The sequence below is a fragment of the Acidobacteriota bacterium genome (assembly GCA_040752915.1).
Classification (GTDB): Bacteria; Acidobacteriota; UBA4820; order UBA4820; family DSQY01; genus JBFLVU01.
Genome location: JBFMHB010000011.1, coordinates 1 through 22,035, shown reverse-complemented (window position 1 = coordinate 22,035; position 22,035 = coordinate 1). Strand labels below are relative to the sequence as shown.

Annotated in this window: 32 protein-coding genes and 1 rRNA gene; 24 read left to right on the top strand and 9 right to left on the bottom strand. The window is 67.0% G+C overall.

The window, feature by feature from the left end:
- Positions 1–45: 45 nt before the first annotated feature.
- From AB1824_03610 to AB1824_03520, 19 genes are all read left to right on the top strand, one after another.
- Positions 46–444, top strand: coding sequence for a hypothetical protein (locus AB1824_03610; protein MEW5764042.1), 399 nt, complete (start codon positions 46–48; stop codon positions 442–444).
- A gap of 25 nt (positions 445–469) precedes the next feature.
- On the top strand, positions 470–721 hold the full coding sequence (locus AB1824_03605) for a hypothetical protein (protein ID MEW5764041.1): 252 nt from the start codon (positions 470–472) through the stop codon (positions 719–721).
- Between the two features lie 34 nt (positions 722–755).
- Positions 756–1,193 (top strand): PaaI family thioesterase, encoded by a 438-nt coding sequence (locus AB1824_03600; GenBank protein ID MEW5764040.1) that lies wholly within the window; start codon positions 756–758, stop codon positions 1,191–1,193.
- Positions 1,193–1,573 (top strand): VOC family protein, encoded by a 381-nt coding sequence (locus AB1824_03595; protein MEW5764039.1) that lies wholly within the window; start codon positions 1,193–1,195, stop codon positions 1,571–1,573. The genes AB1824_03600 and AB1824_03595 overlap by 1 nt, the downstream gene beginning before the upstream one ends.
- A gap of 39 nt (positions 1,574–1,612) precedes the next feature.
- Positions 1,613–1,942 (top strand): DHCW motif cupin fold protein, encoded by a 330-nt coding sequence (locus AB1824_03590; GenBank protein MEW5764038.1) that lies wholly within the window; start codon positions 1,613–1,615, stop codon positions 1,940–1,942.
- 8 nt (positions 1,943–1,950) lie between these two features.
- On the top strand, positions 1,951–2,334 hold the full coding sequence (locus AB1824_03585) for a hypothetical protein (GenBank protein ID MEW5764037.1): 384 nt from the start codon (positions 1,951–1,953) through the stop codon (positions 2,332–2,334).
- Positions 2,331–2,897, top strand: a complete 567-nt coding sequence (locus AB1824_03580; protein ID MEW5764036.1) for a DUF1697 domain-containing protein — start codon at positions 2,331–2,333, stop codon at positions 2,895–2,897. The genes AB1824_03585 and AB1824_03580 overlap by 4 nt, the downstream gene beginning before the upstream one ends.
- The gene (locus AB1824_03575; GenBank protein MEW5764035.1) at positions 2,894–3,958 is read left to right on the top strand and encodes a TerC/Alx family metal homeostasis membrane protein; all 1,065 of its coding nucleotides are present in this window, start codon (positions 2,894–2,896) and stop codon (positions 3,956–3,958) included. The genes AB1824_03580 and AB1824_03575 overlap by 4 nt, the downstream gene beginning before the upstream one ends.
- On the top strand, positions 3,955–4,503 hold the full coding sequence (locus AB1824_03570; GenBank protein MEW5764034.1) for a CoA pyrophosphatase: 549 nt from the start codon (positions 3,955–3,957) through the stop codon (positions 4,501–4,503). The genes AB1824_03575 and AB1824_03570 overlap by 4 nt, the downstream gene beginning before the upstream one ends.
- Before the next feature lie 17 nt (positions 4,504–4,520).
- A complete protein-coding gene (locus tag AB1824_03565; protein MEW5764033.1) occupies positions 4,521–4,850 on the top strand; it encodes a DUF2007 domain-containing protein in 330 nt (109 codons plus the stop codon).
- A 559-nt stretch (positions 4,851–5,409) separates the two neighbouring features.
- A complete protein-coding gene (locus AB1824_03560) occupies positions 5,410–5,763 on the top strand; it encodes an MGMT family protein (GenBank protein MEW5764032.1) in 354 nt (117 codons plus the stop codon).
- On the top strand, positions 5,760–6,431 hold the full coding sequence (locus AB1824_03555) for a class I SAM-dependent methyltransferase (GenBank protein ID MEW5764031.1): 672 nt from the start codon (positions 5,760–5,762) through the stop codon (positions 6,429–6,431). Before AB1824_03560 ends, AB1824_03555 begins: the two co-directional genes overlap by 4 nt.
- Before the next feature lie 74 nt (positions 6,432–6,505).
- A complete protein-coding gene (locus AB1824_03550; GenBank protein ID MEW5764030.1) occupies positions 6,506–6,793 on the top strand; it encodes a hypothetical protein in 288 nt (95 codons plus the stop codon).
- A gap of 16 nt (positions 6,794–6,809) precedes the next feature.
- Entirely contained in the window at positions 6,810–7,343 is a 534-nt protein-coding gene (locus AB1824_03545) for a hypothetical protein (protein MEW5764029.1), read from the top strand.
- 34 nt (positions 7,344–7,377) lie between these two features.
- Positions 7,378–8,013, top strand: coding sequence for a hypothetical protein (locus tag AB1824_03540; protein ID MEW5764028.1), 636 nt, complete (start codon positions 7,378–7,380; stop codon positions 8,011–8,013).
- Between the two features lie 16 nt (positions 8,014–8,029).
- A complete protein-coding gene (locus AB1824_03535) occupies positions 8,030–8,485 on the top strand; it encodes a thioesterase family protein (GenBank protein MEW5764027.1) in 456 nt (151 codons plus the stop codon).
- A gap of 70 nt (positions 8,486–8,555) precedes the next feature.
- The gene (locus AB1824_03530; protein ID MEW5764026.1) at positions 8,556–8,954 is read left to right on the top strand and encodes a DUF2177 family protein; all 399 of its coding nucleotides are present in this window, start codon (positions 8,556–8,558) and stop codon (positions 8,952–8,954) included.
- 25 nt (positions 8,955–8,979) lie between these two features.
- Entirely contained in the window at positions 8,980–9,189 is a 210-nt protein-coding gene (locus AB1824_03525) for a TOBE domain-containing protein (GenBank protein ID MEW5764025.1), read from the top strand.
- Between the two features lie 150 nt (positions 9,190–9,339).
- Complete coding sequence (locus AB1824_03520; GenBank protein MEW5764024.1) at positions 9,340–9,642, top strand: hypothetical protein; 303 nt, start codon at positions 9,340–9,342, stop codon at positions 9,640–9,642.
- Positions 9,643–9,716: 74 nt separating this feature from the next.
- Here the strand turns inward: AB1824_03520 and AB1824_03515 are convergent, their stop codons facing one another.
- The 3 genes from AB1824_03515 to AB1824_03505 all read right to left on the bottom strand — a co-directional run bounded on the left by AB1824_03515 (position 9,717) and on the right by AB1824_03505 (position 12,556).
- Positions 9,717–10,136 (bottom strand): cobalamin B12-binding domain-containing protein, encoded by a 420-nt coding sequence (locus AB1824_03515; protein MEW5764023.1) that lies wholly within the window; start codon positions 10,134–10,136, stop codon positions 9,717–9,719.
- Positions 10,137–10,221: 85 nt separating this feature from the next.
- Positions 10,222–10,776, bottom strand: coding sequence for a DUF4126 domain-containing protein (locus tag AB1824_03510; GenBank protein MEW5764022.1), 555 nt, complete (start codon positions 10,774–10,776; stop codon positions 10,222–10,224).
- Positions 10,777–10,888: 112 nt separating this feature from the next.
- Positions 10,889–12,556: a methylmalonyl-CoA mutase family protein gene (locus AB1824_03505; GenBank protein MEW5764021.1), complete on the bottom strand. Its 1,668-nt coding sequence runs from the start codon at positions 12,554–12,556 to the stop codon at positions 10,889–10,891.
- 632 nt (positions 12,557–13,188) lie between these two features.
- On the opposite strand from AB1824_03505, the gene rpiB reads away from it, so the two are divergent.
- The 4 genes from rpiB (at position 13,189) to AB1824_03485 (ending at position 16,563) form a co-directional block, all read left to right on the top strand.
- Positions 13,189–13,638 (top strand): ribose 5-phosphate isomerase B, encoded by a 450-nt coding sequence (rpiB, locus tag AB1824_03500; GenBank protein ID MEW5764020.1) that lies wholly within the window; start codon positions 13,189–13,191, stop codon positions 13,636–13,638.
- Complete coding sequence (locus AB1824_03495) at positions 13,635–14,276, top strand: hypothetical protein (GenBank protein ID MEW5764019.1); 642 nt, start codon at positions 13,635–13,637, stop codon at positions 14,274–14,276. Before rpiB ends, AB1824_03495 begins: the two co-directional genes overlap by 4 nt.
- A 100-nt stretch (positions 14,277–14,376) precedes the next feature.
- The gene (locus AB1824_03490) at positions 14,377–15,438 is read left to right on the top strand and encodes an Mrp/NBP35 family ATP-binding protein (protein ID MEW5764018.1); all 1,062 of its coding nucleotides are present in this window, start codon (positions 14,377–14,379) and stop codon (positions 15,436–15,438) included.
- 87 nt (positions 15,439–15,525) lie between these two features.
- Entirely contained in the window at positions 15,526–16,563 is a 1,038-nt protein-coding gene (locus AB1824_03485) for a DNA polymerase III subunit (protein MEW5764017.1), read from the top strand.
- A gap of 179 nt (positions 16,564–16,742) precedes the next feature.
- Here AB1824_03485 and AB1824_03480 read toward each other — a convergent pair whose 3' ends face one another.
- From AB1824_03480 to AB1824_03455, 6 genes are all read right to left on the bottom strand, one after another.
- Positions 16,743–17,111: an MtrB/PioB family outer membrane beta-barrel protein gene (locus AB1824_03480; protein MEW5764016.1), complete on the bottom strand. Its 369-nt coding sequence runs from the start codon at positions 17,109–17,111 to the stop codon at positions 16,743–16,745.
- A gap of 45 nt (positions 17,112–17,156) precedes the next feature.
- Positions 17,157–18,887, bottom strand: coding sequence for a GSU2204 family CXXCH-containing (seleno)protein (locus AB1824_03475; protein ID MEW5764015.1), 1,731 nt, complete (start codon positions 18,885–18,887; stop codon positions 17,157–17,159).
- Between the two features lie 16 nt (positions 18,888–18,903).
- Positions 18,904–19,800, bottom strand: a complete 897-nt coding sequence (locus AB1824_03470) for a DmsE family decaheme c-type cytochrome (GenBank protein MEW5764014.1) — start codon at positions 19,798–19,800, stop codon at positions 18,904–18,906.
- A 440-nt stretch (positions 19,801–20,240) separates the two neighbouring features.
- Positions 20,241–20,516: a hypothetical protein gene (locus tag AB1824_03465; GenBank protein ID MEW5764013.1), complete on the bottom strand. Its 276-nt coding sequence runs from the start codon at positions 20,514–20,516 to the stop codon at positions 20,241–20,243.
- Between the two features lies 1 nt (position 20,517).
- Positions 20,518–21,060 carry a DUF4416 family protein gene (locus AB1824_03460; GenBank protein MEW5764012.1) on the bottom strand — a complete coding sequence of 181 codons (543 nt, stop codon included), beginning with the start codon at positions 21,058–21,060 and terminating at the stop codon, positions 20,518–20,520.
- A gap of 26 nt (positions 21,061–21,086) precedes the next feature.
- Positions 21,087–21,557: a bifunctional nuclease family protein gene (locus AB1824_03455; GenBank protein ID MEW5764011.1), complete on the bottom strand. Its 471-nt coding sequence runs from the start codon at positions 21,555–21,557 to the stop codon at positions 21,087–21,089.
- A gap of 417 nt (positions 21,558–21,974) precedes the next feature.
- Between AB1824_03455 and AB1824_03450 the strand changes: the two genes are divergently transcribed.
- A 16S ribosomal RNA gene (locus tag AB1824_03450) occupies positions 21,975–22,035 on the top strand; the annotation flags it as partial.

The following is a 22,035-nucleotide window of genomic DNA, read 5'->3' as shown; positions in this document are numbered from 1 at the left end:
CTCATGCGTGGAAACCCCTTACAATGGCTCCGGGAGGAATCGGCCATGAAGGACCGGAGAAGTCCGTGGATTCTTTTGGGAGCCTTGGCGCTCGCGGCGGGCCTGGCGGGATGCTCGCTGGCGAAGGACGCGGCCCGGACCCGGGTGGAGAACGTCCTGAGCGGCCTCTCGAAGGACGACCAGTCCATCGAGTACCAGACCGCCATCTGCCAGTGGTTCGACGGCACGTACGCCATGAACCAGGGGGACCTCGAAGTGGCGTTGGGGGAGTTTGAGGCGTGGCTCGGCCAGAAGTCCCTGAAGGCGCCCATCGGCTCCTGGAGCGTGGGGAAGGTCACCGCCTTGCCCGACGCGGCGGCTCCCACGGCGCTCGTGGAGATCACCGTGGAGGGCCGGCCGCTCACCGTGTGGGTGCGCAAGGACCAGCCCATGCAGTGGCGATGAGGGCGATTCGCGGGGCGTCCTTCCCATGAGGACAATCCTCCTCCTGCTTGGAGTCGCCTCGGCGTCGGCGGCTCTCCTGTTCCTCCTGGACCGGTTCCTCCTGAGGATGGAGGAGCGCGGATGGATCTACTACCGGAAGCGGCGGGGCCACGCGGACCGCGTGGGGGATGCGGCTTTCAGGGTCCAGGCCCTGTTCGAGCCCGGGAAGCGGTACGTCCTCGAGGAGCGGGAAAAGGCGAAACGAGAGGAACGCGGCGACGGGGCGCCGCCCGGTTGAGAGGAGTCGAATGGGCTCCGAGGGGAGCGATCGCATGATGAGTCCGCTGGAAGCCTGGCTCAGTGGGCAAACCGTTCCGCCCATCGCGTCGTGGCTGGGCATGCGGCTTCTGAGCGCGGGGGAGGGGGTCGCGGAGGCCGAACTGACCGTGCGCGAGAACCTGCACAACGCCATGGGAACCCTCCACGGGGGGGTGTACGGCGATCTCGCCGACGCCACGATGGGCGCCGCCATCGCCTCGCGGGCGGCCCCAGGGGAGACCTTCACGACCACGAACCTGTCGGTGCACCTCTTCTCGCCGGTGCGCGAGGGGGTGCTGAGGGCGCGGGCCCGGCTGGTGCGAAGGGGACGGAGGACGGGGTACGCCGAGTGCGACCTTCTCACGCCGTCGGGAGAACTGGCGGCACGGGCCGCGAGCCAGTGCCTCTTCTCTCTCGCGCGAGGCGGAGGGGGAGAGAAAGGAGGGCCGTGATGGCGCGCGTGAAGGGAATCGGAGGCGTGTTCTTCCGCGTCCAGGATCCGGCGGCGATGAACGAGTGGTACCTGCGCCACTTGGGCGTCCCCGTCTCGGCGGATGGGTGCGCGGTCCTGAGGTGGAGGGACCACGAGGCGCCGGAGAGGGAGAGGTGCACGGTGTGGTCGGCCTTTCCCGCGGACACGGACTACTTCGGCCGGCGCGAGCAGTCCTTCATGGTGAACTACATCGTGGAATCCTTGGACGAGGCCCTGGCGGACCTCCGGGCCTCGGGGGTCCGGGTGGCGGAGGAGACGGAAACGTCCGAATTCGGGCGCTTCGGGTGGTGCTACGACCCCGAGGGGAACCGCGTGGAGCTGTGGGAGCCCCCGACGTAGCGGCGCGGCGCCGTGTCGGACGGGGGAGAGGAGCCGGCAATGGAGATGAAGGGGTTCCCCTTTCGGACCACGGACTGGGCCGCCGTCGAGCCGACGGAGCACCCGGGCGCGCCGGGCACGGCCTTCTGGCGCACCGTGCAGTGCGGCCCCATCCGGACGCGGATGGTGGAGTATACCCCGGGGTACGTGGCCGACCACTGGTGCTCCAAGGGCCATGTGCTCCTCGTTCTGGAGGGCGAACTGGTGACGGAATTGCAGGACGGCCGTTCCTTCGTGCTCGGCCCGGGCATGGGCTATTCCGCCTCGGACGGGGACGAACCGCACCGCTCCAGGACGGAGACCGGCGCCCGGCTCTTCATCGTGGATTGACGCCCTCCATGGACGCGCGGCCCTTGAGGCCGGGCCGCCGGACGCGGGCGGTCATGGGTCTCCTCTCCCTGTGGAGCCCTCTTTTCGTCGTCGGGTTCGCCGTGTGGCTGTGGAGATCGCCCGCGGTCACGGCGCCGGCGCGCCTGGCGCTGCTCACCGAGGCGGAACTCTGGCGCCTCGTGGCGGAACTCTCGCTCCTGGTTGTCTTGAACGGGGTGACCCTGGTGGCCCTGGCGGTGACCACCCTCTACTTCGAGGTGCACATCTTGAAGAACCCGTCCCTGTCCGAACGGAGGAAGATCCTCTGGTCCCTCCTGAACGTGACGGTGGGCGTCTTCGTCATGCCCGCCTACTGGTTCCTTCACGTGCGCCGCGCGCAGGCGGTGCCGTGAGCCGATACGCCGCGTTCCTGCGCGCCGTCAACGTGGGAGGCCGCGCATCCGTGGGGATGGCGGACCTGTGCCGGGCCTTTACGGAGGCGGGGTGCGAGGAGGTGCGGACGGTCATCCAGAGCGGGAACGTCCTTTTCGAGGCACCCCGGGGCCTGACCCCCAGGCTGGAAGGCGCGATCCTCGCGGGCGTCCGCGGGCTGGTCGGGCCGGAGGCCGCCGTCTGCTTCCGGAGCCTGGAGGCCATTCGAAACCTCCTCTCGGATTCCTCCTTTTCGGCGGCGCTCCTCCCGGAGGGGGCCAAGCTGTACGTCACCTTCCTCGCCGAGCCGCCCCGGAGTCCGCCCGCCCTTCCCATCTCTTCCGAGAAGGAGGGTCTCGACGTCCTGGCCTTGCGAAACCTGGACGTGTTCGTCGTGAGCCGCCCCCTCCCGAGGGGAATGTACGGGTTTCCCAACGCGTTCGTCGAGTCGGTCTTTGGCGTGCCGGCCACGACGCGCAACTGGAACACGGTGCGGCGTGTGGCCGGCGACCGATCGAGGGAGAAGAAAGGGCGGCGGGCATGATCGGGATCTGGGCGGGGTTCATCGGTTTCGTGCTCCTCATGCTGGCCCTCGACCTGGGGGTGTTCCACCGCCACGCGCACGTGGTTTCGGTCCGCGAGGCCCTCCTCTGGTCGGCGCTCTGGATCACGCTGGGCCTGGCCTTCGCGGGGCTGGTCTATATGGGCTACGAGGGCCACTGGTTCGGGCTGGGCCTCTCGCCGGACGCCGTGGACGGGCTGGTGAACGACGGCCCGTCGGCGGCGGTCAAATACGTGACGGGGTACATCGTCGAAAAGTCCCTCAGCGTGGACAACATCTTCGTCATCGCCATGATTTTCGGCTTCTTCGGGGTCCCCGCCCTCTATCAGCACCGCGTCCTCTTCTGGGGGATCCTCGGGGCCCTGGTCATGCGGGGCCTCATGATCGCCGTGGGGGCGAGGCTCATCGCGCAGTTCCACTGGATTCTCTATATCTTCGGCGCCTTCCTCGTCGCGACGGGGTTCAAGATGCTGCTGATGAAGAGCCACGCCGGCGACCTGAACCGGAACCCGATGGTCCGGCTCGCGAGGAGGCTCTTCCCCGTGACGGCGAGGTACCACGGTGAGCACTTCCTCGTTCGCGCCGGTTCGCCGGCCTCGCGGGAGGCCGAACTGCCGGGTGGACGGGAGGAGGCGGACGAGGTGGTGGCGGCGGCGCGCCCTGGAGCGCTTCTCCTCACGCCGCTGGCCCTGGCTTTGATCCTCGTGGAGACGACGGACCTCATTTTCGCCGTGGACTCCATCCCCGCCATCTTCGCCATCACGGCCGACCCCTTCCTCGTCTTTACGAGCAACGTCTTCGCCATTCTGGGACTGCGGTCCCTCTACTTCGCCCTGGCGGGCCTCATGGACCGATTCCGCTACCTCAAGGTTTCCCTGGCCCTAGTTCTCGTTCTCGTGGGCGGCAAGATGCTCGGCGCGACCTGGCTCAAGTCGTTTCTCGGCAAGGCCTTCAATTTCTACCTGCTGGGCGCGGTGCTTCTCCTCCTGGCGGCGGGCGTGGCGGCCTCGCTCCTGTTTCCCCCGAAGAAGGAATCGGCGTGAGCGAGGAGCAGATCGGGCCGCCTGGGTCCCCGGCCCTGGCCTCCTGCCTCGTCCCCGTCTTCCGGGGCGGCGACGGGGAGCCGCGAGTGGTGCTGGTCCGGCGCGCCCCGCACGGCGTCCATGGAGGACAGCTGGCCTTTCCGGGAGGGCGGTGGGAGCCCGACGACGAAGACCTCTTTCAAACCGCCCGCCGCGAAGCGTGGGAGGAGGTGGGGCTCCCTTCCGAATCCGTGTCTCTTCTCGCGGTCCTGCCTCCGGTCACCACGCTGGTGAGCGGTTACCGCGTCCATCCGTTCCTCGCGCGCATCGTGCCGCCGCCTGCTTGGAGACCCGACCCGGCCGAGGTGTCGGAGGTGATCGAGGTCCGCCTGACGGATCTGTCGGACCCGTCGGCGCGGGGGGAGGAATGGTTCGCGTGGCCGGAGTGGCCCGAGGCCCGGCGCTTCGCATTCATCCGGATAGGCCCCCACAAGCTCTGGGGGGCCACCTTTCGCATTCTGGAGCCCCTTCTCCCGCGGCTCCTGTCCATGGAATGGGAAGTCTGACCCGAAAGGAGGAGGCGGTGTTCTGTCCGAAATGCGGCGGTCCCTTCGAGGACGAGTTGGGCGAGTGCCCCCGGTGCGGCGCGGGGCCTCCTTCGGGCCGCGACCCCGGCGCGCCGCTGATCCTGGTGACGGTCCTCACGGCCGCGGATCCGCTTCGGCTCGGCCTGGCCAAGACGCTCCTCTCCGACGCGGGCGTGCCCTTCGTCGTCCGAAACGAGGGAGTGCAGGGCCTCTTCGGGGCGGGAGAGCTGGGCGGCTTCAACGTCCTCGTGGGGCCGGTGGAGGTTCAAGTGAAAGAAAAGGATGCGGACTTCGCTCGGGAGGTCTTGGGGGAACTGGCGCGTTAGCCCGCACCGGAGAGGCGGCGATCGCCCCGGGCCCCGGGTGTCCGCGGACCCCGAGCGCCGCCCGGGAAGTTCAACAAGATCACGGAGATCGTTCAAGTGAAACCTTTTGGTGCCGTGTGTTCCCGAAGATTTTCACATGGGGTTCGGAAGAGTACGACGGTCCGGGTTCGGTCCAAAAACGGCCATATTTTTCCTCCGATTTCGTTAAACTGCATTCAATTAGAATGCTAAAACGCGCACTTGCTGAACGGCCGTGCAAAGCGCTCGATCGCCTTTCTATTTCAAGACCTTCATGAATTATTCACAGGGCTTTCCACAGGACTTTCCACAGCCTCGGTGGAAAAGAGAGAGCGCCTTGATCCAGGTTTCAATGGAGTTTCAGCACCGTGGTAAGGGAGGAAGGTGTGAACTCGAAGGCACATCCCGAACCGAACTGGACAAGTTCCAAACAGGCCGATCCGAAAAGGACTTCCGAGCCCACCGACCGGCGAGGGACCTTTGCCTGGAATGCGGCCGGAGGTTTCACCGCCTCGATTCCTCGTGCTCGGGCGGTGGACCCGTGAAGGATGGACCCACAGTCGGAGACGCCTATTCGCGAATTTACTCCGTGGTGAAGCGGATCCCACGGGGGAGGGTCGCCACGTACGGCCAAGTGGCCCTCCTCGCGGGCATCCCGCGCCGCGCGCGTCAGGTGGGCTACGCGCTCCACGTCCTGCCAGACGATTCGGTGGTGCCCTGGCACCGGGTGGTGAACGCCGGCGGTCGGATCAGCCTCCATTCGGGGCCCACGTTGAGGGCCATTCAGAGGCACCTCCTGGAGTGCGAGGGAGTGTCCTTCGGAGAGGACGGCCGGTTGGACCTGAACCGGTTCCAGTGGCAACCGGACGGCGGAAGGACGGGCGAGAGGACATGAACGAGATTCGAATCACCGGCGAGGGCTCCCTGGAGTCGGTCCATGGCCGAACACGAAGCGCCTACGACGCCGTCGCCGACCGGTACCACGAGCTCTTCCGCGACGAACTCATAGGAAAGGAATACGACCGGGACCTTCTGGACGAATTCGCCAGGTCCTTCGGCGTCGGCGGGCGGGTTCTGGATGCGGGGTGCGGGCCCTGCGGCCACGTGAGCCGTTACCTGAGGAATCGCGGCCTGGCGGTGGTGGGCGTGGACCTTTCCGTTTCCTGCCTCCGAACGGCCAGACGGTGCCAGCCGCTCATCCCCGTGGCGGCGGGAGACCTTGCCCGTCTGCCCTTCGGGTCCTCGGTCTTCGCCGGCGTCGTGGCCTACTACTCCCTGATCCATACGCCGAAGCGCTTCCTCCGCCGCCTCCTTCAGGAGTTCCGCCGGACGTTGGCTTCGGGTGGCCGCCTGCTCCTGGCCGTCAAGGAGGGGACATCGGAGGGGTACGAGCCGGAACTGCTCGGCGCACCCGTCCCCATCTACTTCTCCCGATTCACCCTGGAGGAAATGGCGCGCGTGCTGGAAGGAGGAGGGTTCCGGGTGGAGCGTCTCGAACGGCGCGATCCCTACGACTTCGAAATCGCCGAGGGAAGGATCTTCGCGGTGGCTCGGGGGAAGTGAAGACGGTCGCCTCGAGGCCCCGAGCGTGAGACCATGGGGGGCGGGTGACAGGTTCTGGCTGGGACGAGGAAGCGATGCGGGATCCGAAGGAGTTCTTCGGTCTGTCAAGGACGGCATCCGAGGGAGAGGCGGCCCCGGCCTGGGTGCGGCTTGCCCTCGCGGTCTTCTTTTTGATCGGCCACGCGCTCCTGGGCCTCGGGCTCGCCTTGATCGCGGCCTTTCTCGTGTACGCCTTCGCTCCCAAGACGGGAACCGGCTCCCTCATGGCGCTTGCCTTGGCGGGCGCCGTCTTCCTGGTGTTCCTGTCCAGGGGAATCGGGGCGGCCTTGGGTGTGTGGCGAGGCGGCCGGGCTAAAGGCTAGAGAGGCGGAGGGGGGCATGCAAATGAAGGCGGGGCGAATCTGGACGGGCGCGGCGGCACTGGCACTGATCGGCGCATCGGCGGCCTTCGGCGCCGACACCGGGCCCTTTCCCGTGTCCGACCTCGCTCGGTGCAAGCCGGAGGAGGCGCGGGCGCTTCTGGAGGGGGAATGCGGGGCGGAAGTGGAGGAATCGACTGGGGCGACCGAAACCAGCCTGACCGCTTCCTGCGGGGACTACACCGTCACGGCGGTTTTCTGGAAGGATGGTCTCGTGGCGCTTCGGGTGCGCTTCAACGGCCTGATGACCGAGGAGGAAGCGTTCGAAGCCATGGGCTTGAAGCCTCCCGCCGAATCGGAGATCGACGAAGAGGAGGAGCGGCCGGTCACCGCTCCCTTCCGGGAGGGGGAGGGCGGCGTTCGGGTGGCGGGCGTGGACAAGAAGAACCCCAAGGCCATCTTCGTCGGGGGCTTGGAACTCTGGCCGAACGCCGCCTGGTCGGAAGAATGGCAGCGGGAGCTGGCGCGGGAACGGGCGGAAAAGGACGAGTGACGCGCCCGAGGGGCGCTCCGGAGGAGGAGGGACCATGAACACGGAGGCCGCGGCCCAGGCCGCATCCATTCTCAGGGATCCCAGCCAGTTCCAGTGGTACGTGATCGCTCTCTTCGCCCTGGTCGTGTACGTCTACGCCGCGGAGGTCGAGCGCCGGAACTGGAACGTGTTCTTCGCGGGCCTGGCCTACTGGGGCATGGACTGGTTCAACGAGATCTGGAACGGACTGGTCTTTCACTTCACCGACAGGGCCCCCGTCTGGGGAGCGCCGGGAAAGACCGCCTACCTGCTCCTGGTGGGGCTCAACATCGAGATCTGCTTCATGTTCGCCGTGGCGGGCGTGGCCTTCGCCAAGCTCCTCCCCGCCGATCGGAAGTGGAAGGTGCTCGGCGTGCCCAACCGCCTGTTCTTCGCCGTCGCCAACTCGATCTTCTGCGTCTTCGTGGAAGTGCTCCTCAACGCCGCAGGAGCCCTCACGTGGGACTGGCCCTGGTGGGGAGCCCGCGCTCCGTGGCTCATCTTCCTCGTGGGCTATCTGCCCTTCTTCCTCGTCTCCTACTGGGTCCACGACATGGAGAGCCTCGGGAAAAAGGCGGCGGTGACGGGAGGGATTCTTGGATTCGACGCGGCCTGCCTCGTGCTCTTCGGCGCCGTGCTCGGCTGGATCTGACGGGCGGAGGATCGCGATGGCCGGGAACATCGAAAGGTCGTTCTTCGTCCGCTGGGCAGACGTGGATTTCAACGGCCACATGCGCAACACGGCCTACCTGGACGTCTCGGGCGACGCGCGGATGCTCTACTTCGAAGCGGGGGGGTTCTCCATGCGCGAGTTCGAGCGCCTCCGCCTGGGCCCGGTCATCGTGCGGGACGAGGTGGAGTACTTTCGGGAGTTGAGGCTCCTCGAGCCGTTCACGGTGGCGCTCCTCCTGGCGGGCGCCAGCGGCGACGGGTCCCGATTCCGGCTGAGGAACGAGTTCCTTCGGGAGGACGGACAGCCGGCGGCCCGCCTGACGAGCACGGGAGGCTGGATGGACCTTGGGGCCCGCCGATGGACGACCCCTCCGGAGGCGCTCAAGGATCTGGTCGCCAGACTTCCGCGAAGCGACGACTTCGAGGTCCTGGCAACCAAGAAGAGCCGTTAACCCGCCGGCGCCGGACCCTCCGGGCATCGCGGTCACGGCAGGACCCGGCCGCGGGAAAAGGAGATCGCCCATGTCTTTCCCTTTCTGGCGCCTCTACCTTTCGGCCCTCGCGGTGCTCCTCCTGCTCGACGGTCTCTGGCTGGGGGTGGTGGCCCGGGCGTTCTATGTCAAGCACATCGGCTACCTGATGGGGGAGAGGCTCACCTGGTGGGCGGTGGCGGCCTTCTACGCCCTTTATCCCGCGGGGATCGCCGTCCTCACCGCCGGCCCCTCCTCGCGGGGAGGGGACCTGACGGGGGCCTTTCTCAAGGGGGCCCTCCTGGGGCTCCTGGCCTACGGGGCCTACAACCTGACCAATCAGGCCACGGTGGCGCGCTGGCCCGTGGTGGTGACGGTGGTGGACATGACATGGGGAGCGGCCGTCACGGCCCTCGCCAGCCTGGCGGCGGCGTGGGCGGCCTCGCGATAACGGCGGAGCGCAGGGGAGGCGGACCATGAAAGCGGGAGCGCGGAACCGGATCCTGGCGAAGGTGGTATCGGTGAAGAGCGACGACATCATGTCCCTGGCGAAGTTCCAGACCGAGGGGCCCGTGGAGATGGCCTCGGTCCTGACCACGGAATCCGTGCGCGACCTCGACCTCCGGCCCGGCGACCGGGTGGAGCTGATCGTGAAGGCCGTGCACGTGCTCGTGGTCAAGGCGTGAGATTCCGGCTCGTCTCCCGTGCGAGGGAAACGAGCCGGAGATTGCGGCCGGGGTCCTCTTGACAGGCGCGGGGCCGCCGGCGTAGAAAACCCGCAAGAAGACCGGTGCACCGGGCGCGGGGGAAAGATCGGCCCGCAGGGGAGGGACCGTATGGAACCGGGAACGGCGAAGGTGCTTTTGGGAATCGGGTTCGGGGTCTCCGCCCTGGCGGTCCTCGTGACCCTGGGCCTGCTCTGGACAAAAAGGTCTTTCGACTTACGCTTCCGAAAGGGGACCATGGCCGGGGTGTACGCGGGCCTCGGGCTGTTCTGGCTCCTCGCCGCGGGTTTGGACGCGGCGGGGCCAGATTCGTGGATCCGGACCTTGTTTCGCGTCCTCTTCGGTCTGGCCTGGCTGGCCTGGGCGGCCCACGTTTGGCGTCACCCGGAGCATTACCGCCTTCGGGAATCCTGAGGGAGCAGGCGCAGGAGAAAAGACGGCGGGCGCCCTTCGGGGCGCCCGCCGTGTTGTTTGGAGCAGGTCGAGAATCAGGTGGCCAGGGCCATGCGCCGGGGCTCCACCTCCTCCTTGAGGAAGCGGACCACCTCCGTCGTGGGGGTCCCCGGCGTGAAGAGCCTCGCCACCCCCGATTCCTGGAGGAAGGGGATGTCTTCGTCCGGAATGATGCCCCCGCCGAAGACCACCACGTCCTGCGCGTTCTGTTCCCTGAGGAGCCGGATGACCTTGGGAAAAAGGGTGTTGTGGGCGCCGGATAGGATGGAGAGCCCGATGGCGTCCACATCCTCCTGGATGGCCGTGGCGACCACCTGCTCGGGAGTCTGGTGGAGGCCCGTGTAGATCACCTCGTATCCCGCGTCGCGCAGGGCCCGGGCGATGATCTTCGCGCCGCGGTCGTGGCCGTCGAGACCGACCTTGCCGATCAGGAGACGCAGTTTCCGCTCGCTCATGAACCACCTCGCAAGGAAAAAGTATACACCGTGCTCGGGCGGGCCGGCCAGCGGTGCGAAACCTGCGGCCCCGGAGGGGCGGCGATCAGGCGGTTCGCCGGCGGAGCAGGAGCCAGGCCGCGAAGGAGAGCGTGCCCAGGAGCAGGAGGCCCGCCAGGATGGGCACCAGGACCGACAGGACGGACACGGCGACGGAGGCGGCGGTCTCCACCGTGGCCACCAGGGGGTTGGCGATGCCGAGGGTCGTCAGGGCCGAGAGGATCCGGCCCTTCACCGTGGCTACCTGAACGAGGCCCGCCGCACCGCCCCCGGCGATGAGGGCGAGGGTCCACTTGAGGAAGGGATCCAAATCTCCCATGGCTGAAGCCGCCACGGCGGTCCCCGCCACCACGGCGGCGGGAGAGGCCACGGTGTCCAGGAGGTGGTCCAGCCAAGGGACGTGGTAAGCGGCCACCTCGAGGACCGTGGCCGTGGCGAAGGCGAGGAGGGCGGGCCACGTGCCCATCCACGCGAAGCCCTTGGCGAGGGTCAGGTGGCCGGACAGGGCGGCGATGGAGAGGACGAGGGGCGGCACGAAGACGCGGAAGCCGCAGGCCGCCGCCAGCCCGATGCCCAGCAGGACGCTCAACGCCGCTTCCATGTCTGTCTCCTCGTACACGGATTCAGGAGATCCAGGCCTCGCTCCGAAATACGAATCTCGAGATCCGACACCCGAGTTCCGAAATCCGAATTTCGAAATCTCGAATCCGAAATCAGATCACGCTCTCCTCCCGGTACTCGCCGAAAACCTCCTTCATGGCGTTGCAAGTTTCCTCGAGGGTGCAGTAGGCGCGCGCGCAGTCCAGGAGGGCGGGCATGAGGTTCTCGGAAGTGCGAGCCTTGGCCGTGAGGTCCCGGAGGGCCGACGAAACGGCCTTTCCGTCCCGGGTCCGTTTGACCTCGGCGAGGCGGGCCTTGTGGCGGGCCTCCACCTCCGGGGGGATCTTGAGAAGAGGGATGGGGACCTCGTCGGCGGAAACGTACTTGTTCACGCCCACGATGGTCTTCTCCCCGCTTTCCACCTGTTTCTGGTACCGGTACGCGGCCTCGGCGATCTCCCGCTGGGGGTAGCCCTGCTCGATGGCCCGGATGATTCCGCCCATCTCGTCGATCTTGGCGATGTAAGCCAGGGCCTGGCGCTCCATCTCGTTCGTGAGCGACTCCACGAAATAGGACCCGGCCAGAGGGTCGATGGTGTGGGCGACGCCGCTCTCCTCGGCGAGGATCTGCTGGGTTCTCAGGGCCACGGTGACGGCCTGCTCGGACGGCAGGCAGAGGGTCTCGTCCATGGAATCGGTGTGAAGGCTCTGGCACCCGCCGAGAACGGCGGCGAGGGCCTGCACCGTGACCCGGACGATGTTGTTGAGGGGCTGCTGGGCGGTCAGGGAGCACCCGGCGGTCTGGACGTGGGTCCGGAGCATCCACGAGCGGGGGTCCTTCGCGCCGAAGCGCTCCTTCAGCTGGCGGGCCCAGATCCGACGGGCGGCGCGCAGTTTGGCCACCTCCTCGAAGAAATCGTTGTGGGAGTTGAAGAAGTAGCTCAGGCGCGGGGCGAACTCGTCCACCGGCAGGCCCCGTGCGATCCCGGCCTGGACGTAGCCGATGCCGTCGGCGAGGGTGAAGGCCAGCTCCTGCGCCGCCGTGCTGCCCGCCTCGCGGATGTGGTAGCCGCTGATGGAGATCGTGTTCCACTGGGGCACTTCCCGGGCCGAGAACTCCATGGTGTCCACGATGAGGCGGACGCTCGGCTCCGGCGGGTAGATCCACTCCTTCTGGGCGATGTACTCCTTGAAGATGTCGTTCTGGATGGTGCCCCGGAGCTTCTTGAAGGGGACGCCCTGCTTTTCGGCCACCGCGAGGTACATGGCATAGAGGACGGCGGCGGGGGCGTTGATGGTCATGGAGGTGGAGACCTCGCCCAGGGGGATCCCGTCGAAAAGGATCTCCATGTCGCGCAGGGTCGAGACCGCCACGCCCTCCTTGCCCACCTCTCCGTCGGCGAGGGGGCTGTCCCCGTCGCGGCCCATGAGGGTGGGAAGGTCAAAGGCCGTGGAGAGGCCCGTCTGGCCCTCCCTCAGGAGGTACTTGAACCGGGCGTTCGTGTCCTCCGCCGTTCCCATCCCCGCGAACATGCGCATGGTCCAGAGGCGCCCGCGGTACATGGTGGGCTGGACGCCGCGGGTGAAGGGGTATTCGCCGGGCCAGCCGAGGTCCCGGTCGTAGTCGAGGTCCTTCAGATCCTCGGGGCCGTAAATGCGGTCGAAGGGGAGCGAGGACACGGAGGAGAAGTCCACCTCCCGCTCCGGGTGCTTCTTGAGGTGCGGTTCAAGGGTCTCCTTTTCCCATCGCTTCCGTCCGCCCGCCGTGCGAGAATCGCCCATGGTCGCTCCTTGGCCCAGGGCCGGACGGAGCGGTCCGCGCCCTTTTTCGCCACGCTTCCATTCTCCATGGTGGGCGCCGCCGGTGCAACGGGGCAGCGGGCCCTCGGCGGGCCCGATCGGCAGGCCGAAACGGCGCGGCGCGCCAAGGCGGCATGGGGCGGACCTCCCGACCAGAAAGCATGCATTCCCGCGCCGGGCGGCTCCCGCAGAGGATTCGAAGCCGGCCAGGGGGACTTGGCACGGACCGTGCGTTGGGCGGAGGGTCGGAGAAAGGAGGTTCGGCCATGAAGAGAATCCGCCCGGTGGTCCGGATGGCTTCCCTACTGACCGCTTTCCTGTCTCCGAGTCTTCCGCGGAGGGCCTCGTGGCGATGGGTCCCTCCGGATGGTTGCCCGATCTTTCCCCTTCGATCGACCCACGCCGCCGGAGACAGGAGCCGACCCCGACCCCGTGCACCCCAGCCCGAGACGCTTCAGGTCCCGGCGGCGTCCGCCCCTGCCGCGCCCACCCCGTAACTTCACCTCATGATCCGCGCGGCAGAAGGGGCCCGCCGAAAGGCGGGCCCCGTTTCTTGCTCCTCGTTGGCCCCGGCCCCGGGTTCTCTGCTATGCTCCCCCCTCGGGAGGCGACCCATGCGCATCGCGGTGGCCGCGGACCACGCGGGATACGAGATGAAGGAGTTCGTCCGGCGCTGGCTGGCCGAGGCGGGACACGACGTCGCGGACGTGGGGGCCTTCTCGGAGGCCTCCGTGGACTATCCCGACTTCGCCGGACCGGCGTGCGCCAAGGTCCTGTCGGGCGAGGCCGACCGGGCCGTGCTCGTCTGCGGCTCGGGCGTGGGGATGAGCATGGCGGCCAACCGGTTCAGGGGGATCCGGGCCGTTCTTTGCACGGACCTCTACCTCGCCCGGTTCTCCCGCCTGCACAACGACTCCAACGTCCTGTGCCTGCCGGGGCGCCTCATGGGCAAGGGGCTCTGCGAGGAAGTCCTGCGTGTGTGGCTCGAAACCCCCTTCGAGGGCGGGCGGCACGCCCGGCGGGTGGCCAAGCTGGACGATCTGAATCGCGGAGGGTCCGCATGAAAATCCCCGTCTTGTTGGAGGCTCCGTCGGGGCGGCCCGCACGGGCCCTGGGGGGAGGGCCGCACCTGAGGGCCGCCGTCCAGGGGCTGGTGCGAGCCTCGTGGCCGGTGGTCGTCCACGAGCCGGCAGGTCAGGCCCAGCTGGCCGGCCTTCCCGGGGCCCAGGTCGTGAACTATCCTCCGGCCGGTCCGGGGCTCCGCCAGTCGTCCCTGGTCCTGCTGGGAGCGACCTGCCCGCCGGACTGGCGGGAACAGGCCTTGTCCGACCTGAAGGGGGCGGGCATCCCCTTCTGGGACGAGGCGGACCCGAAGGGGTCGAGCCTGGCCCTGCCCATGTGGGTGCCGGGCGAGGTCCTTTCCTTCGCGGCGTGGTCTTCGGGCGGCCTGAAGGGCTGGGAGAAGGACCTCGCCGAGGATTTCCTGAGGGCCCACGAGTCCTTCGCGGGTTCGTTCCTGCGGCTCGCCGGAGAAATCCGGCAGTGGATCCTGGCCGGAGAGGGCGAGGAGGGATTCCGTCGGAAGGTGGCCGCCCAACTGGCCAACCCGGAACTCCTGTCCCTGCTGGTGAGGGGCGAGTACGACCGGGCCCGCGCCATGGCCCAGAAAATCGTGGGGAGCACGACGCGGTCGCTGGATTGAGGCCCGTGGAGGAACCCAACGCAACCCATCGGGCGACCGGTTCCAGGGCGGGCACGGAGGTGCCGGCCCGCCGGGACGCCCTTCACGTGGAGCAGACACCATGGCTGTGACGGAACAGCAAATCCTCGATGCCCTCCGGGCCGTCGTGGACCCGGATTTCAACAAGGACATCGTTGAACTCGGATTCGTCCACGACCTCAAGGTGGAAGGAGGGCGCGCCTCCTTCCGGATCGTGCTCACGACGCCGGCCTGCCCGGTGCGGGAGAGGTTCCGACAGCAGGCCGAGGAGGCGGTCCGGGCCATCCCCGGGGTGACGGAGGTGGCCGTCACCATGGACGCCAAGGTTGCCGCCGGGACCACGGGGCCGCTCATCGAGAACCTCCTTCCCCAGGTGAAGAACACCCTCGCCGTGGCCTCGGGAAAGGGCGGGGTGGGCAAGTCCACGGTGGCTTCGAACCTCGCCGCTGCGCTGGCCCTGACGGGAGCCAAGGTGGGGCTCCTGGACGCGGACATTTACGGGCCCTCCATGGGAATCATGCTCGGAGTCACGGAGAAGCCCAAGGTGGACGAGGCCCAGGAGAAGATGCTCCCGATCTTCGCCCACGGCATGCACGTCATGTCCCTCGGCTTCCTCCTGGACCCCGACATGCCCGTGATCTGGAGGGGCCCCATGGTGATGAAGGCCCTCGAACAACTCCTCAAGGACGTGGCCTGGCCGGAGCTGGACTACATGGTCGTGGACCTTCCGCCGGGCACCGGGGACGCGCAACTGACGCTGACGCAGAAGGTTCCGCTCACCGGCGCGGTCATCGTCACCACGCCCAACGAGGTGGCCCTCATCGACGCTCGAAAGGGCCTCGCCATGTTCCAGAAGGTCCAGGTGCCCGTGCTGGGGATCGTGGAGAACATGTCGTGGTTCGTGTGCCCGCACTGCCAGGGTGTGTCGGACATCTTCTCCCGCGGAGGAGGAGAACGCTGCGCCCGGGAGATGGGCGTGCCCTTCCTCGGGGAGGTTCCCCTGGACCCGAGCGTGCGCGAGGCGGGAGACGGCGGCACTCCCGTGGTCATCGGCTCGCCGGACTCCCCGGTGGCGCGCGCCTTCCGGGACCTCGCCGGGCGGGTCGCCCAGCAATCCAGCATCGCGGCCCTCCGCCAGGGCTAGCCGGCGTCCGGACGGGGAAAGCCGGGAGTGCCGTCGGGGAAGTTCCCGGTGCGCCCCCGGAAGGGCGCCCGGGTCCAGGGGGTAACCATGGCGCGCAAAAGGGAGAGGCAAGAGGAGCCCCAGGTCGTCCGCCGAAACCTGGAGGTCCGCTTCGAGGGCCTCGTGGGGCAGGCCGCCGCCCTCCGCTTCCTCCGGAAGGCTCTCCAGAAGGGCGTCCTTCCACAAGTTCTGCTTTTCTCCGGTCCGCGGGGTGTCGGGAAGGCGACGGCGGCCATGATGACCGCGGCGGGCCTCCTCTGCGAGAAGGGGAACCAGGGACCCTGCGGAGAGTGCCTTCCCTGCCGGAAGGTGTCCCGGGGCATCCACCCGGACGTGCGCGAGGTCGGGTTGGAGCTCGTGGAAGGCTCGGGCAAAGCGCGGACGCAGATTGTCGTGGAGCAAGTGAGGACCCAGGTGCTCCAGCCCCTGGCCCTGCCCCCGTACGAAGGGAGGCGGCTCGTCTTTCTCATCGATCCCGCCGAGGCCCTCAACGCCAACGCCCAGAACGCCCTGCTCCGGTCGCTCGAGGAGCCCCCCTCTTACGCCCAGTTCTTCCTGATCGCGTCAAATCTGTCCAGCTTGCTCCCCACGGTTCGATCGAGATGCCACGAGGTGGTCTTCTCCTCCCTCGATCCCGGGGAAATGCGCGCCTTCTGCGAAAGGGCGGGCCTGGAGGGGATCGAGGAGCCGGCCCTGGCCGCCGCCGGAGGGTCCCCCGGCCAGCTTCTGGCCTTGCAGGGAGGGGAGGGAGCGGCCCGGAGGGAGGTCGTCCTCCGTCTCCTTTCCGAGGGGCTGAACCTGTCTTCGTACCCGTCCCTTCACCCCATCCTCGAAACCCTGGCGAAGGAAAACCCCCGTGAAGTCGTGTCCATGGCCGTCGGGCTCGTGCGGGACGCCGCGCGAATCGCGTCGGGTGGAGAGCCCCTCCGTCATCGCGATGTCGCCGCGCATTTGAGGGCCGCGGTGGCCGCCCGGGGCGCGGCGGGCCTGGACGAACTGGCCGAGCGTCTGGCCCAGGCCCCCGCACAGCTCGCGCACAACGTGAATCCCCGGCTCCTCCTCGATCGGCTCTTCCTCGTTCCCTGACGGATCTCCCCTCCAGGGCCCGCCCTGGAATCCCTCCCCGGCGCCTTCCGCCCGAGGCCAGGCGCGGCGAGCGCTCGGCAGGCCGGCCCCACCCCACCGGGCGCGGAAACTCCCAAGCGGAGCCCAAAAAGAAAGCCCCGCCCGAAGGCGGGGCCGAGGAGGGGAATTCGCGGGCCGTCCTAGAAGGAGTGGCCCACCATCAAGCTGTAGAAGTGCGACCGTCCGGCCTTGTCGTAAAGGTAAGGATCGTTGTCCGAGTAGTCGCCGTATTCATAACGGGCCTGGAGCCACCAGGCGTCGGTGAAGGTGTAGCGGGCCCCGAAGCGAAGCCAGGCCTGGGACATGTCCAGGTCGGAGTAGGAGTAGACGCGGGTCATCGGCAGGAAGTGGATCCCCGGGATGTTGAAGTCGGAGGGCTGAAGGAGTTCGAAGAGGTCCAGGCCCCCGTCCGAATCGGAGTAGACGTACTCGAGATTGAGGGCCAGCTCCTCGATGGGCTTGTAGGTGAGGCCGGCCGAGTAGGAGGTGTTGCGGGTCTCGTAGTGCAGCAGGTTCCGCGCGGAGCCATACAGGCCCCCAGTGGCCCCCGCCGCTCACCCATCCATCAGCGCGATGCAGGTCGGGAAGTCCGACTTGACGCGCTGAATCGCCACGTTCGCAAACCACTCCAGCTTCGGGAGGGGCGCGTGCCAGAAGGTGAGATCCGCAGCCATCTGATCGCGGGACCAGTCGGTGTTGTCGCCCTCGCGGTTGTCCGCCGAACTCCAGCGGGTGGCGGCGGTCAGGGAGGCCTTGGTCCCGAAGTTGTGGGAGAGGAACAGGCTGTAGCGGTCCTGAGTCTCGGGGGACATGGAGGGATCCGACACGCGGGCCGCTCGCCACTGGTAGTACTGGGTCGCCGCGAAGGCGCTCGGGTTGCCAGGGGCCTCGTAGGTCGTGCAGGTCCCGTTGGGGTTCCCGTATGTGTGGTTGGCCTCGAGGCGCTCGAAGGTGCCGCGGACCTGTCCTCCCTTCCAGGGCTTTGCCCGGTAGGTGAGGCGGTACCGGTTCGTCGTGGTCTTCGTCGAATCGCCGAGCACCGTAAAGGTGTCCCGGTCCTCGATTCGGTAAAGCCACTCGAGATCGAGGCTTCCCGCCTTCTTGCCGAAGCGGTACCCGAGGTTCAGGTTGGAGTCGTAGACCCTTCGATCCATGGAGGAGTAGCGCCAGTAGTCGGGATTGACTCCGTACACGTCCCGGTAAGTCCGCCCGACGTGGGGACCCGCGGCGGCCACGGGCTCCGCCGTGTCGATGAAGTAGGGGTCGCTGTCGAGGGTGTAGTAGTTGCTGCGCCAGCGGAAGGACCACTTCTTGTGTCCCCCGAAGCGCCGGGCCGTGGAGAGCCGATACCCTTCGTAGTCGTAGGAGATGTCGGTTCGGCGGTTCTCCGTGGTGGACCAGACGCCGCCGGCGTCCAGGGCGAAGCCGTAGGCGCTGGGGACCGTCACGTCGAGTTTGGTCGTCCGCTTGTCCAACTCGGGCTGGAGGTCCGAGGGCAGGATCCCACTCCGGGCGTCGTACTGGACCCTATTGGAAAAGATGTCCGTGCGGAGCACGGGATGTCTGGCGCGGGGATAGAGCAGGAAGGCGCTGTCCACGCCCTGGGCCAGGGACCGCTCGGTATAGCTGAGGGCCACCACGGCCTTGGTGAGGTTCATCTCGGCCTTGAATCCGAGGTCGTAGGTGTGCTCGTCCACGCCGCGAGTCTGACCCGTCACGTGGCACCCGAAGCAGTGGCCGAGGGACAGGGACTGATGGGTACCGTCCCGGTGCTGGTCGCGGACCAGCAGACCCAGCGTGAGCCGGGGGATGTCCGGGTGTTGGAATTCGAGGCGGCTTTCCAGAAGCGAGTAGTTGATCTTGTATTCGTCGTTGGGGCTCAGGTCCGTGCCCTGGAGCACCTTTGGGGAGGCCACGGCGTTCATGTAAGAGAGCGGATCGTGGGGTAGCCGATGGACAAACTTGGTGTACTCCGTGCGGCTCCTGAGCATTCGCTGAACGTCAAAGGTCAGGGTCATGTCCTGCGTGTTTCCACCTACCGTGTGGGCGGAGAGCAGGAAGTGAGAGCCGGGAGCCGCGTTGACCAGCCTGAGGTCGAACTCGGGGCCCGATCCGATGGGGGAATACTCGCTCACCTGTTCCTGGTTCCCGCTGTCCTCGGAGTGCCACGCGCCCACGGCTACATAAGAGCCGGATCCAGCGGGCGGAGCCTCCTCGGCCCGGGCCGCGGCCCAAGGAAGGAGGATCAGGACGGAGGCGAGGGCGAAGAGGGTCAAGGTTCTCATGGCGTCTTCCCTCCCTCTACCGCGTGAGTCCCCATCCGCTGGTGGGGACGCCCTGGGACGGCAGGTCGCTGCCGTGGACGCGCGGATGGCAGGTGGTGCACTTGGTGGTCATGGCCCGGTTCATGCCGTACTCCCCGTACGGGTTGCGGAAGACCCGGCCGCCGACGGTCTGCGGTCCCGAGGGCTGGCCCTCGTGGTTGGCCTGGAAATGGAACTCGTGGCACTGGAGGCACAGGGCGGGCTCGTTGGCCACGAGAAGGTTGTTGGCCACGGCCCCATGAGGGGAGTGGCAGAGGTTGCAGTCTTCGTTCACGGGGGAGTGCTCGAAGATGAAGGGACCTTCCTGGGCAGGGTGGCAGCTCAGGCACAGGTCGTTCTTGCGGGTCTTCACCTTCAAGGCGCCCTCGGTGGAGGCGTGGACGTCGTGGCAGCTCGCACAGGACATCTTGCCGGATTCGACGGGGTGGCGCGACGGGAGGCGGAAGCTGGCGGCCACGGATGCATGGCAGCCAGCGCAGGCGTCCTGGGGACGGGAGGCCTTGTGGACCTGGTGGCACGTGGTGCAGGCCAGGTCCTCACCCGCATGGCGCGAGGCGGGCCATTCGCCCATCCCTTTGGCGGCATGGCAGGACATGCACGCGGCGTTGTCCACCGCCTCGTCCTTGCCGAAGGCGCGGATGGCCTCGACGTCGCCGGAGTCCACGTGGGCGTCCGCCTTGCCCGCGTCGTGGCAGCCCAGGCAGCCGACCGAATGGCCCATCACTTCGAAGGGCTCCAGCCGCATGTGCGACTGTCCGAGGGCGCCCATGGCGATTCCCTCGTGGCAGGCCACGCACGCGCCCGGATCGGCCGCCCACGCCCCCACGCACCCCAGTGCCACGGCGAGTACCAGCGTCAGGCACTTGGATTTCATACCCTCTCCTACTCGATTCAGCTTCAAGTTCGTCTGGAGGAAGTTCGATCTGGGGAACCATCGGCCATGGGACTCCACGGCGATCGTCCCCGGAGCGGAACTCCGCTCCGGTACCCTCGAGAGTTCACGACTCTCCGGGCGCCGGGCGGTCAGCGCGGGCGGCGAAAGATCCTCAAATCTGCGTCCATGGCATTACCCCCTGATTCCCAGTCGAACGGGAATATACCTCGGTGCACCGTGGTCTGCCAGCCTTAAACCATGGTGGTATCTATGAAGGGGCATTTTTCCCACAGCATTCCGCTAAGGTTCTTCTCTCTGAACACCAAGAAATCTCTGGATCGCATCTCCATCCATGGTTCGACCTCCGTCCGCGGCCTGGACGTCCATCTATGGACACGAGAGGCCCGTGGGGCATTTCCCACGGTCGCCCGTGAAGGCGGTCAGACCCGACCTTTGGTCTTCAAGGAAAGGAAGTTGCCGAGTACGGTTTGGGACTGGGAGAGCTTCAGGATGCGCTGGTTTCGCTTCTGGAGGGCCAGGGTGTCGGACTGGTCGGGGACGATTCCCCTCTGGTCCCTCAAGAGCCTCTCCACCTCGAACTGGAGCGCCCGAAGTTCCTCCACGGTGAGGCGCTTGAGGTTCGTCGGCGAGGGCAGAAGGTATCCCTCCATGAGGGACGAGGCCATCGCGAGAGCGGATCCACCCATGAACGCCATGTCACCCCTCCGCTTCCTTCAGACGTTTCGTGCGGCCAAGGTACCACTCCCGGACCTCGCGAAGGAAGGTCAGGGTGGACGGGAGGCGGTAATCGGCATAGGTCCAGGGAAGGGGGGTGAAGGCGTCCTCGTGGTAGAGGAGGGTCACCTCCCCATAAATCCCACCGGACAGGTAGATCCGGTGGGCTCGGTCCTTGGTGGAAGCCAGAACGAGCCGGGAGGGCAGGAGCAGTCCGGGATCCAGGTTGACCGTCCGAGCGCCGAAGCGGGAGAGGTTTTCCTCCCGCCGGTTCGTCAGGTGCTTGATCTCCGCCAGGAACCCCTGGGGCGCGAGCTCCTCGAAAACGGCGATCTGCTTGAAGAGGGGCGCGCCCATCTCTTTATGGTAGTAGGAGGTGAAATCGAAGGGAAATGGGGACTGCACCCGGGCGACGGGCCCGAAATCCTCCTTGAGCCCCTCGAGGGCCTGGTCCCGAAAGGAGTCTTCTTTATAGAGGATGGCGCAAACCAGAGCTGCCGGCGACTCCGGACCCACCGATCCCATCCCCAACCTCCGTTCTGGCGGAGTGATCACATCTCGAAGCGGCCCATCTCCTCCGGAGAAAGTTTTTCGAGCCACTGGCGGAGGGCTTCCGTGTTGTCCTCTAGCTCGTAACACTTCTCGAAGATGGATTCCTCTACGAAGATCGGTACGTGCGCCCGCAGGGCGAGGGCGATGGCGTCCGAAGGTCGGGCGTCCACGTGAAGTTCGCCCGCCGAAGGGCTGAGGACGAGGTCGGCGAAATAGGTGTTGTCCCGCACGTCCGTGATCCTCACCTCCTTGATCGGGGCGTGCACCTTTTCCAGGATGCCGCAGAGCAGGTCGTGGGTCATGGGGCGGGGGACCTTGATGGATTCCAGTTCCAGGGCGATGGCGTTGGCCTCCGAGGTCCCGATCCAGATGGGAACCAGCCGGCTGGCCGCCTCTTCCTTGAGGACGAGGATGGGCCACTGGGTGATGGGATCGAGGACGAGACCGTGGATGACGACCTTCTGGAGCATGTCCGGCGCCCCCTCCTTCAGGTTCCAATATAGGAACCGGCTTCCGTCCGCGTCAAGGAACCGGATTCAACATCTCCCCATCCGGGCCAAGTCAAGTGAGTCCGAGATCGGCCGGATCGGAGCGCTCGAGGCAAGCCACCGATCCGAGGGGCCAAGGGCTCTTGACACGGGAGCGAGTTTGGAATACAATCTCTATTCGTCGGCCGGAAGTGGGCAACGGGCGGCCGATGGCGACAATCCCCGCCGGAAGGTTCGAGGGGTTGACAAGCCGGGCAAAAGTTGCTAAATTATAAAATTGCCGGCCCCAACGCGGGGACTTGGCGCGGCTCTTTGAAAACTAGGTGGCAGAAGACGCGAGATCGTGCGGACCATAAAACAGTCCACGACCGAATCCGAACCTATTCAAACCTCCAAAATCAACTGGAGAGTTTGATCCTGGCTCAGAACGAACGCTGGCGGCGTGCTTAACACATGCAAG

Coding starts and splice junctions, on each gene's coding strand:
- AB1824_03520 (MEW5764024.1), top strand. CDS start 9,340: ATGGAACCGGGAACGGCGAAGGTGCTTTTGGGAATCGGGTTCGGGGTC.
- AB1824_03465 (MEW5764013.1), bottom strand. CDS start 20,516: ATGGCGTTCATGGGTGGATCCGCTCTCGCGATGGCCTCGTCCCTCATG.
- AB1824_03470 (MEW5764014.1), bottom strand. CDS start 19,800: ATGAAATCCAAGTGCCTGACGCTGGTACTCGCCGTGGCACTGGGGTGC.
- AB1824_03610 (MEW5764042.1), top strand. CDS start 46: ATGAAGGACCGGAGAAGTCCGTGGATTCTTTTGGGAGCCTTGGCGCTC.
- AB1824_03495 (MEW5764019.1), top strand. CDS start 13,635: ATGAAAATCCCCGTCTTGTTGGAGGCTCCGTCGGGGCGGCCCGCACGG.
- AB1824_03550 (MEW5764030.1), top strand. CDS start 6,506: ATGCGGGATCCGAAGGAGTTCTTCGGTCTGTCAAGGACGGCATCCGAG.
- AB1824_03595 (MEW5764039.1), top strand. CDS start 1,193: ATGGCGCGCGTGAAGGGAATCGGAGGCGTGTTCTTCCGCGTCCAGGAT.
- AB1824_03455 (MEW5764011.1), bottom strand. CDS start 21,557: ATGCTCCAGAAGGTCGTCATCCACGGTCTCGTCCTCGATCCCATCACC.
- AB1824_03475 (MEW5764015.1), bottom strand. CDS start 18,887: ATGAGAACCTTGACCCTCTTCGCCCTCGCCTCCGTCCTGATCCTCCTT.
- rpiB (MEW5764020.1), top strand. CDS start 13,189: ATGCGCATCGCGGTGGCCGCGGACCACGCGGGATACGAGATGAAGGAG.
- AB1824_03535 (MEW5764027.1), top strand. CDS start 8,030: ATGGCCGGGAACATCGAAAGGTCGTTCTTCGTCCGCTGGGCAGACGTG.
- AB1824_03555 (MEW5764031.1), top strand. CDS start 5,760: ATGAACGAGATTCGAATCACCGGCGAGGGCTCCCTGGAGTCGGTCCAT.
- AB1824_03510 (MEW5764022.1), bottom strand. CDS start 10,776: ATGGAAGCGGCGTTGAGCGTCCTGCTGGGCATCGGGCTGGCGGCGGCC.
- AB1824_03590 (MEW5764038.1), top strand. CDS start 1,613: ATGGAGATGAAGGGGTTCCCCTTTCGGACCACGGACTGGGCCGCCGTC.
- AB1824_03605 (MEW5764041.1), top strand. CDS start 470: ATGAGGACAATCCTCCTCCTGCTTGGAGTCGCCTCGGCGTCGGCGGCT.
- AB1824_03485 (MEW5764017.1), top strand. CDS start 15,526: ATGGCGCGCAAAAGGGAGAGGCAAGAGGAGCCCCAGGTCGTCCGCCGA.
- AB1824_03505 (MEW5764021.1), bottom strand. CDS start 12,556: ATGGGCGATTCTCGCACGGCGGGCGGACGGAAGCGATGGGAAAAGGAG.
- AB1824_03515 (MEW5764023.1), bottom strand. CDS start 10,136: ATGAGCGAGCGGAAACTGCGTCTCCTGATCGGCAAGGTCGGTCTCGAC.
- AB1824_03525 (MEW5764025.1), top strand. CDS start 8,980: ATGAAAGCGGGAGCGCGGAACCGGATCCTGGCGAAGGTGGTATCGGTG.
- AB1824_03530 (MEW5764026.1), top strand. CDS start 8,556: ATGTCTTTCCCTTTCTGGCGCCTCTACCTTTCGGCCCTCGCGGTGCTC.
- AB1824_03540 (MEW5764028.1), top strand. CDS start 7,378: ATGAACACGGAGGCCGCGGCCCAGGCCGCATCCATTCTCAGGGATCCC.
- AB1824_03545 (MEW5764029.1), top strand. CDS start 6,810: ATGCAAATGAAGGCGGGGCGAATCTGGACGGGCGCGGCGGCACTGGCA.
- AB1824_03600 (MEW5764040.1), top strand. CDS start 756: ATGATGAGTCCGCTGGAAGCCTGGCTCAGTGGGCAAACCGTTCCGCCC.
- AB1824_03490 (MEW5764018.1), top strand. CDS start 14,377: ATGGCTGTGACGGAACAGCAAATCCTCGATGCCCTCCGGGCCGTCGTG.
- AB1824_03460 (MEW5764012.1), bottom strand. CDS start 21,060: ATGGGATCGGTGGGTCCGGAGTCGCCGGCAGCTCTGGTTTGCGCCATC.
- AB1824_03575 (MEW5764035.1), top strand. CDS start 2,894: ATGATCGGGATCTGGGCGGGGTTCATCGGTTTCGTGCTCCTCATGCTG.
- AB1824_03585 (MEW5764037.1), top strand. CDS start 1,951: ATGGACGCGCGGCCCTTGAGGCCGGGCCGCCGGACGCGGGCGGTCATG.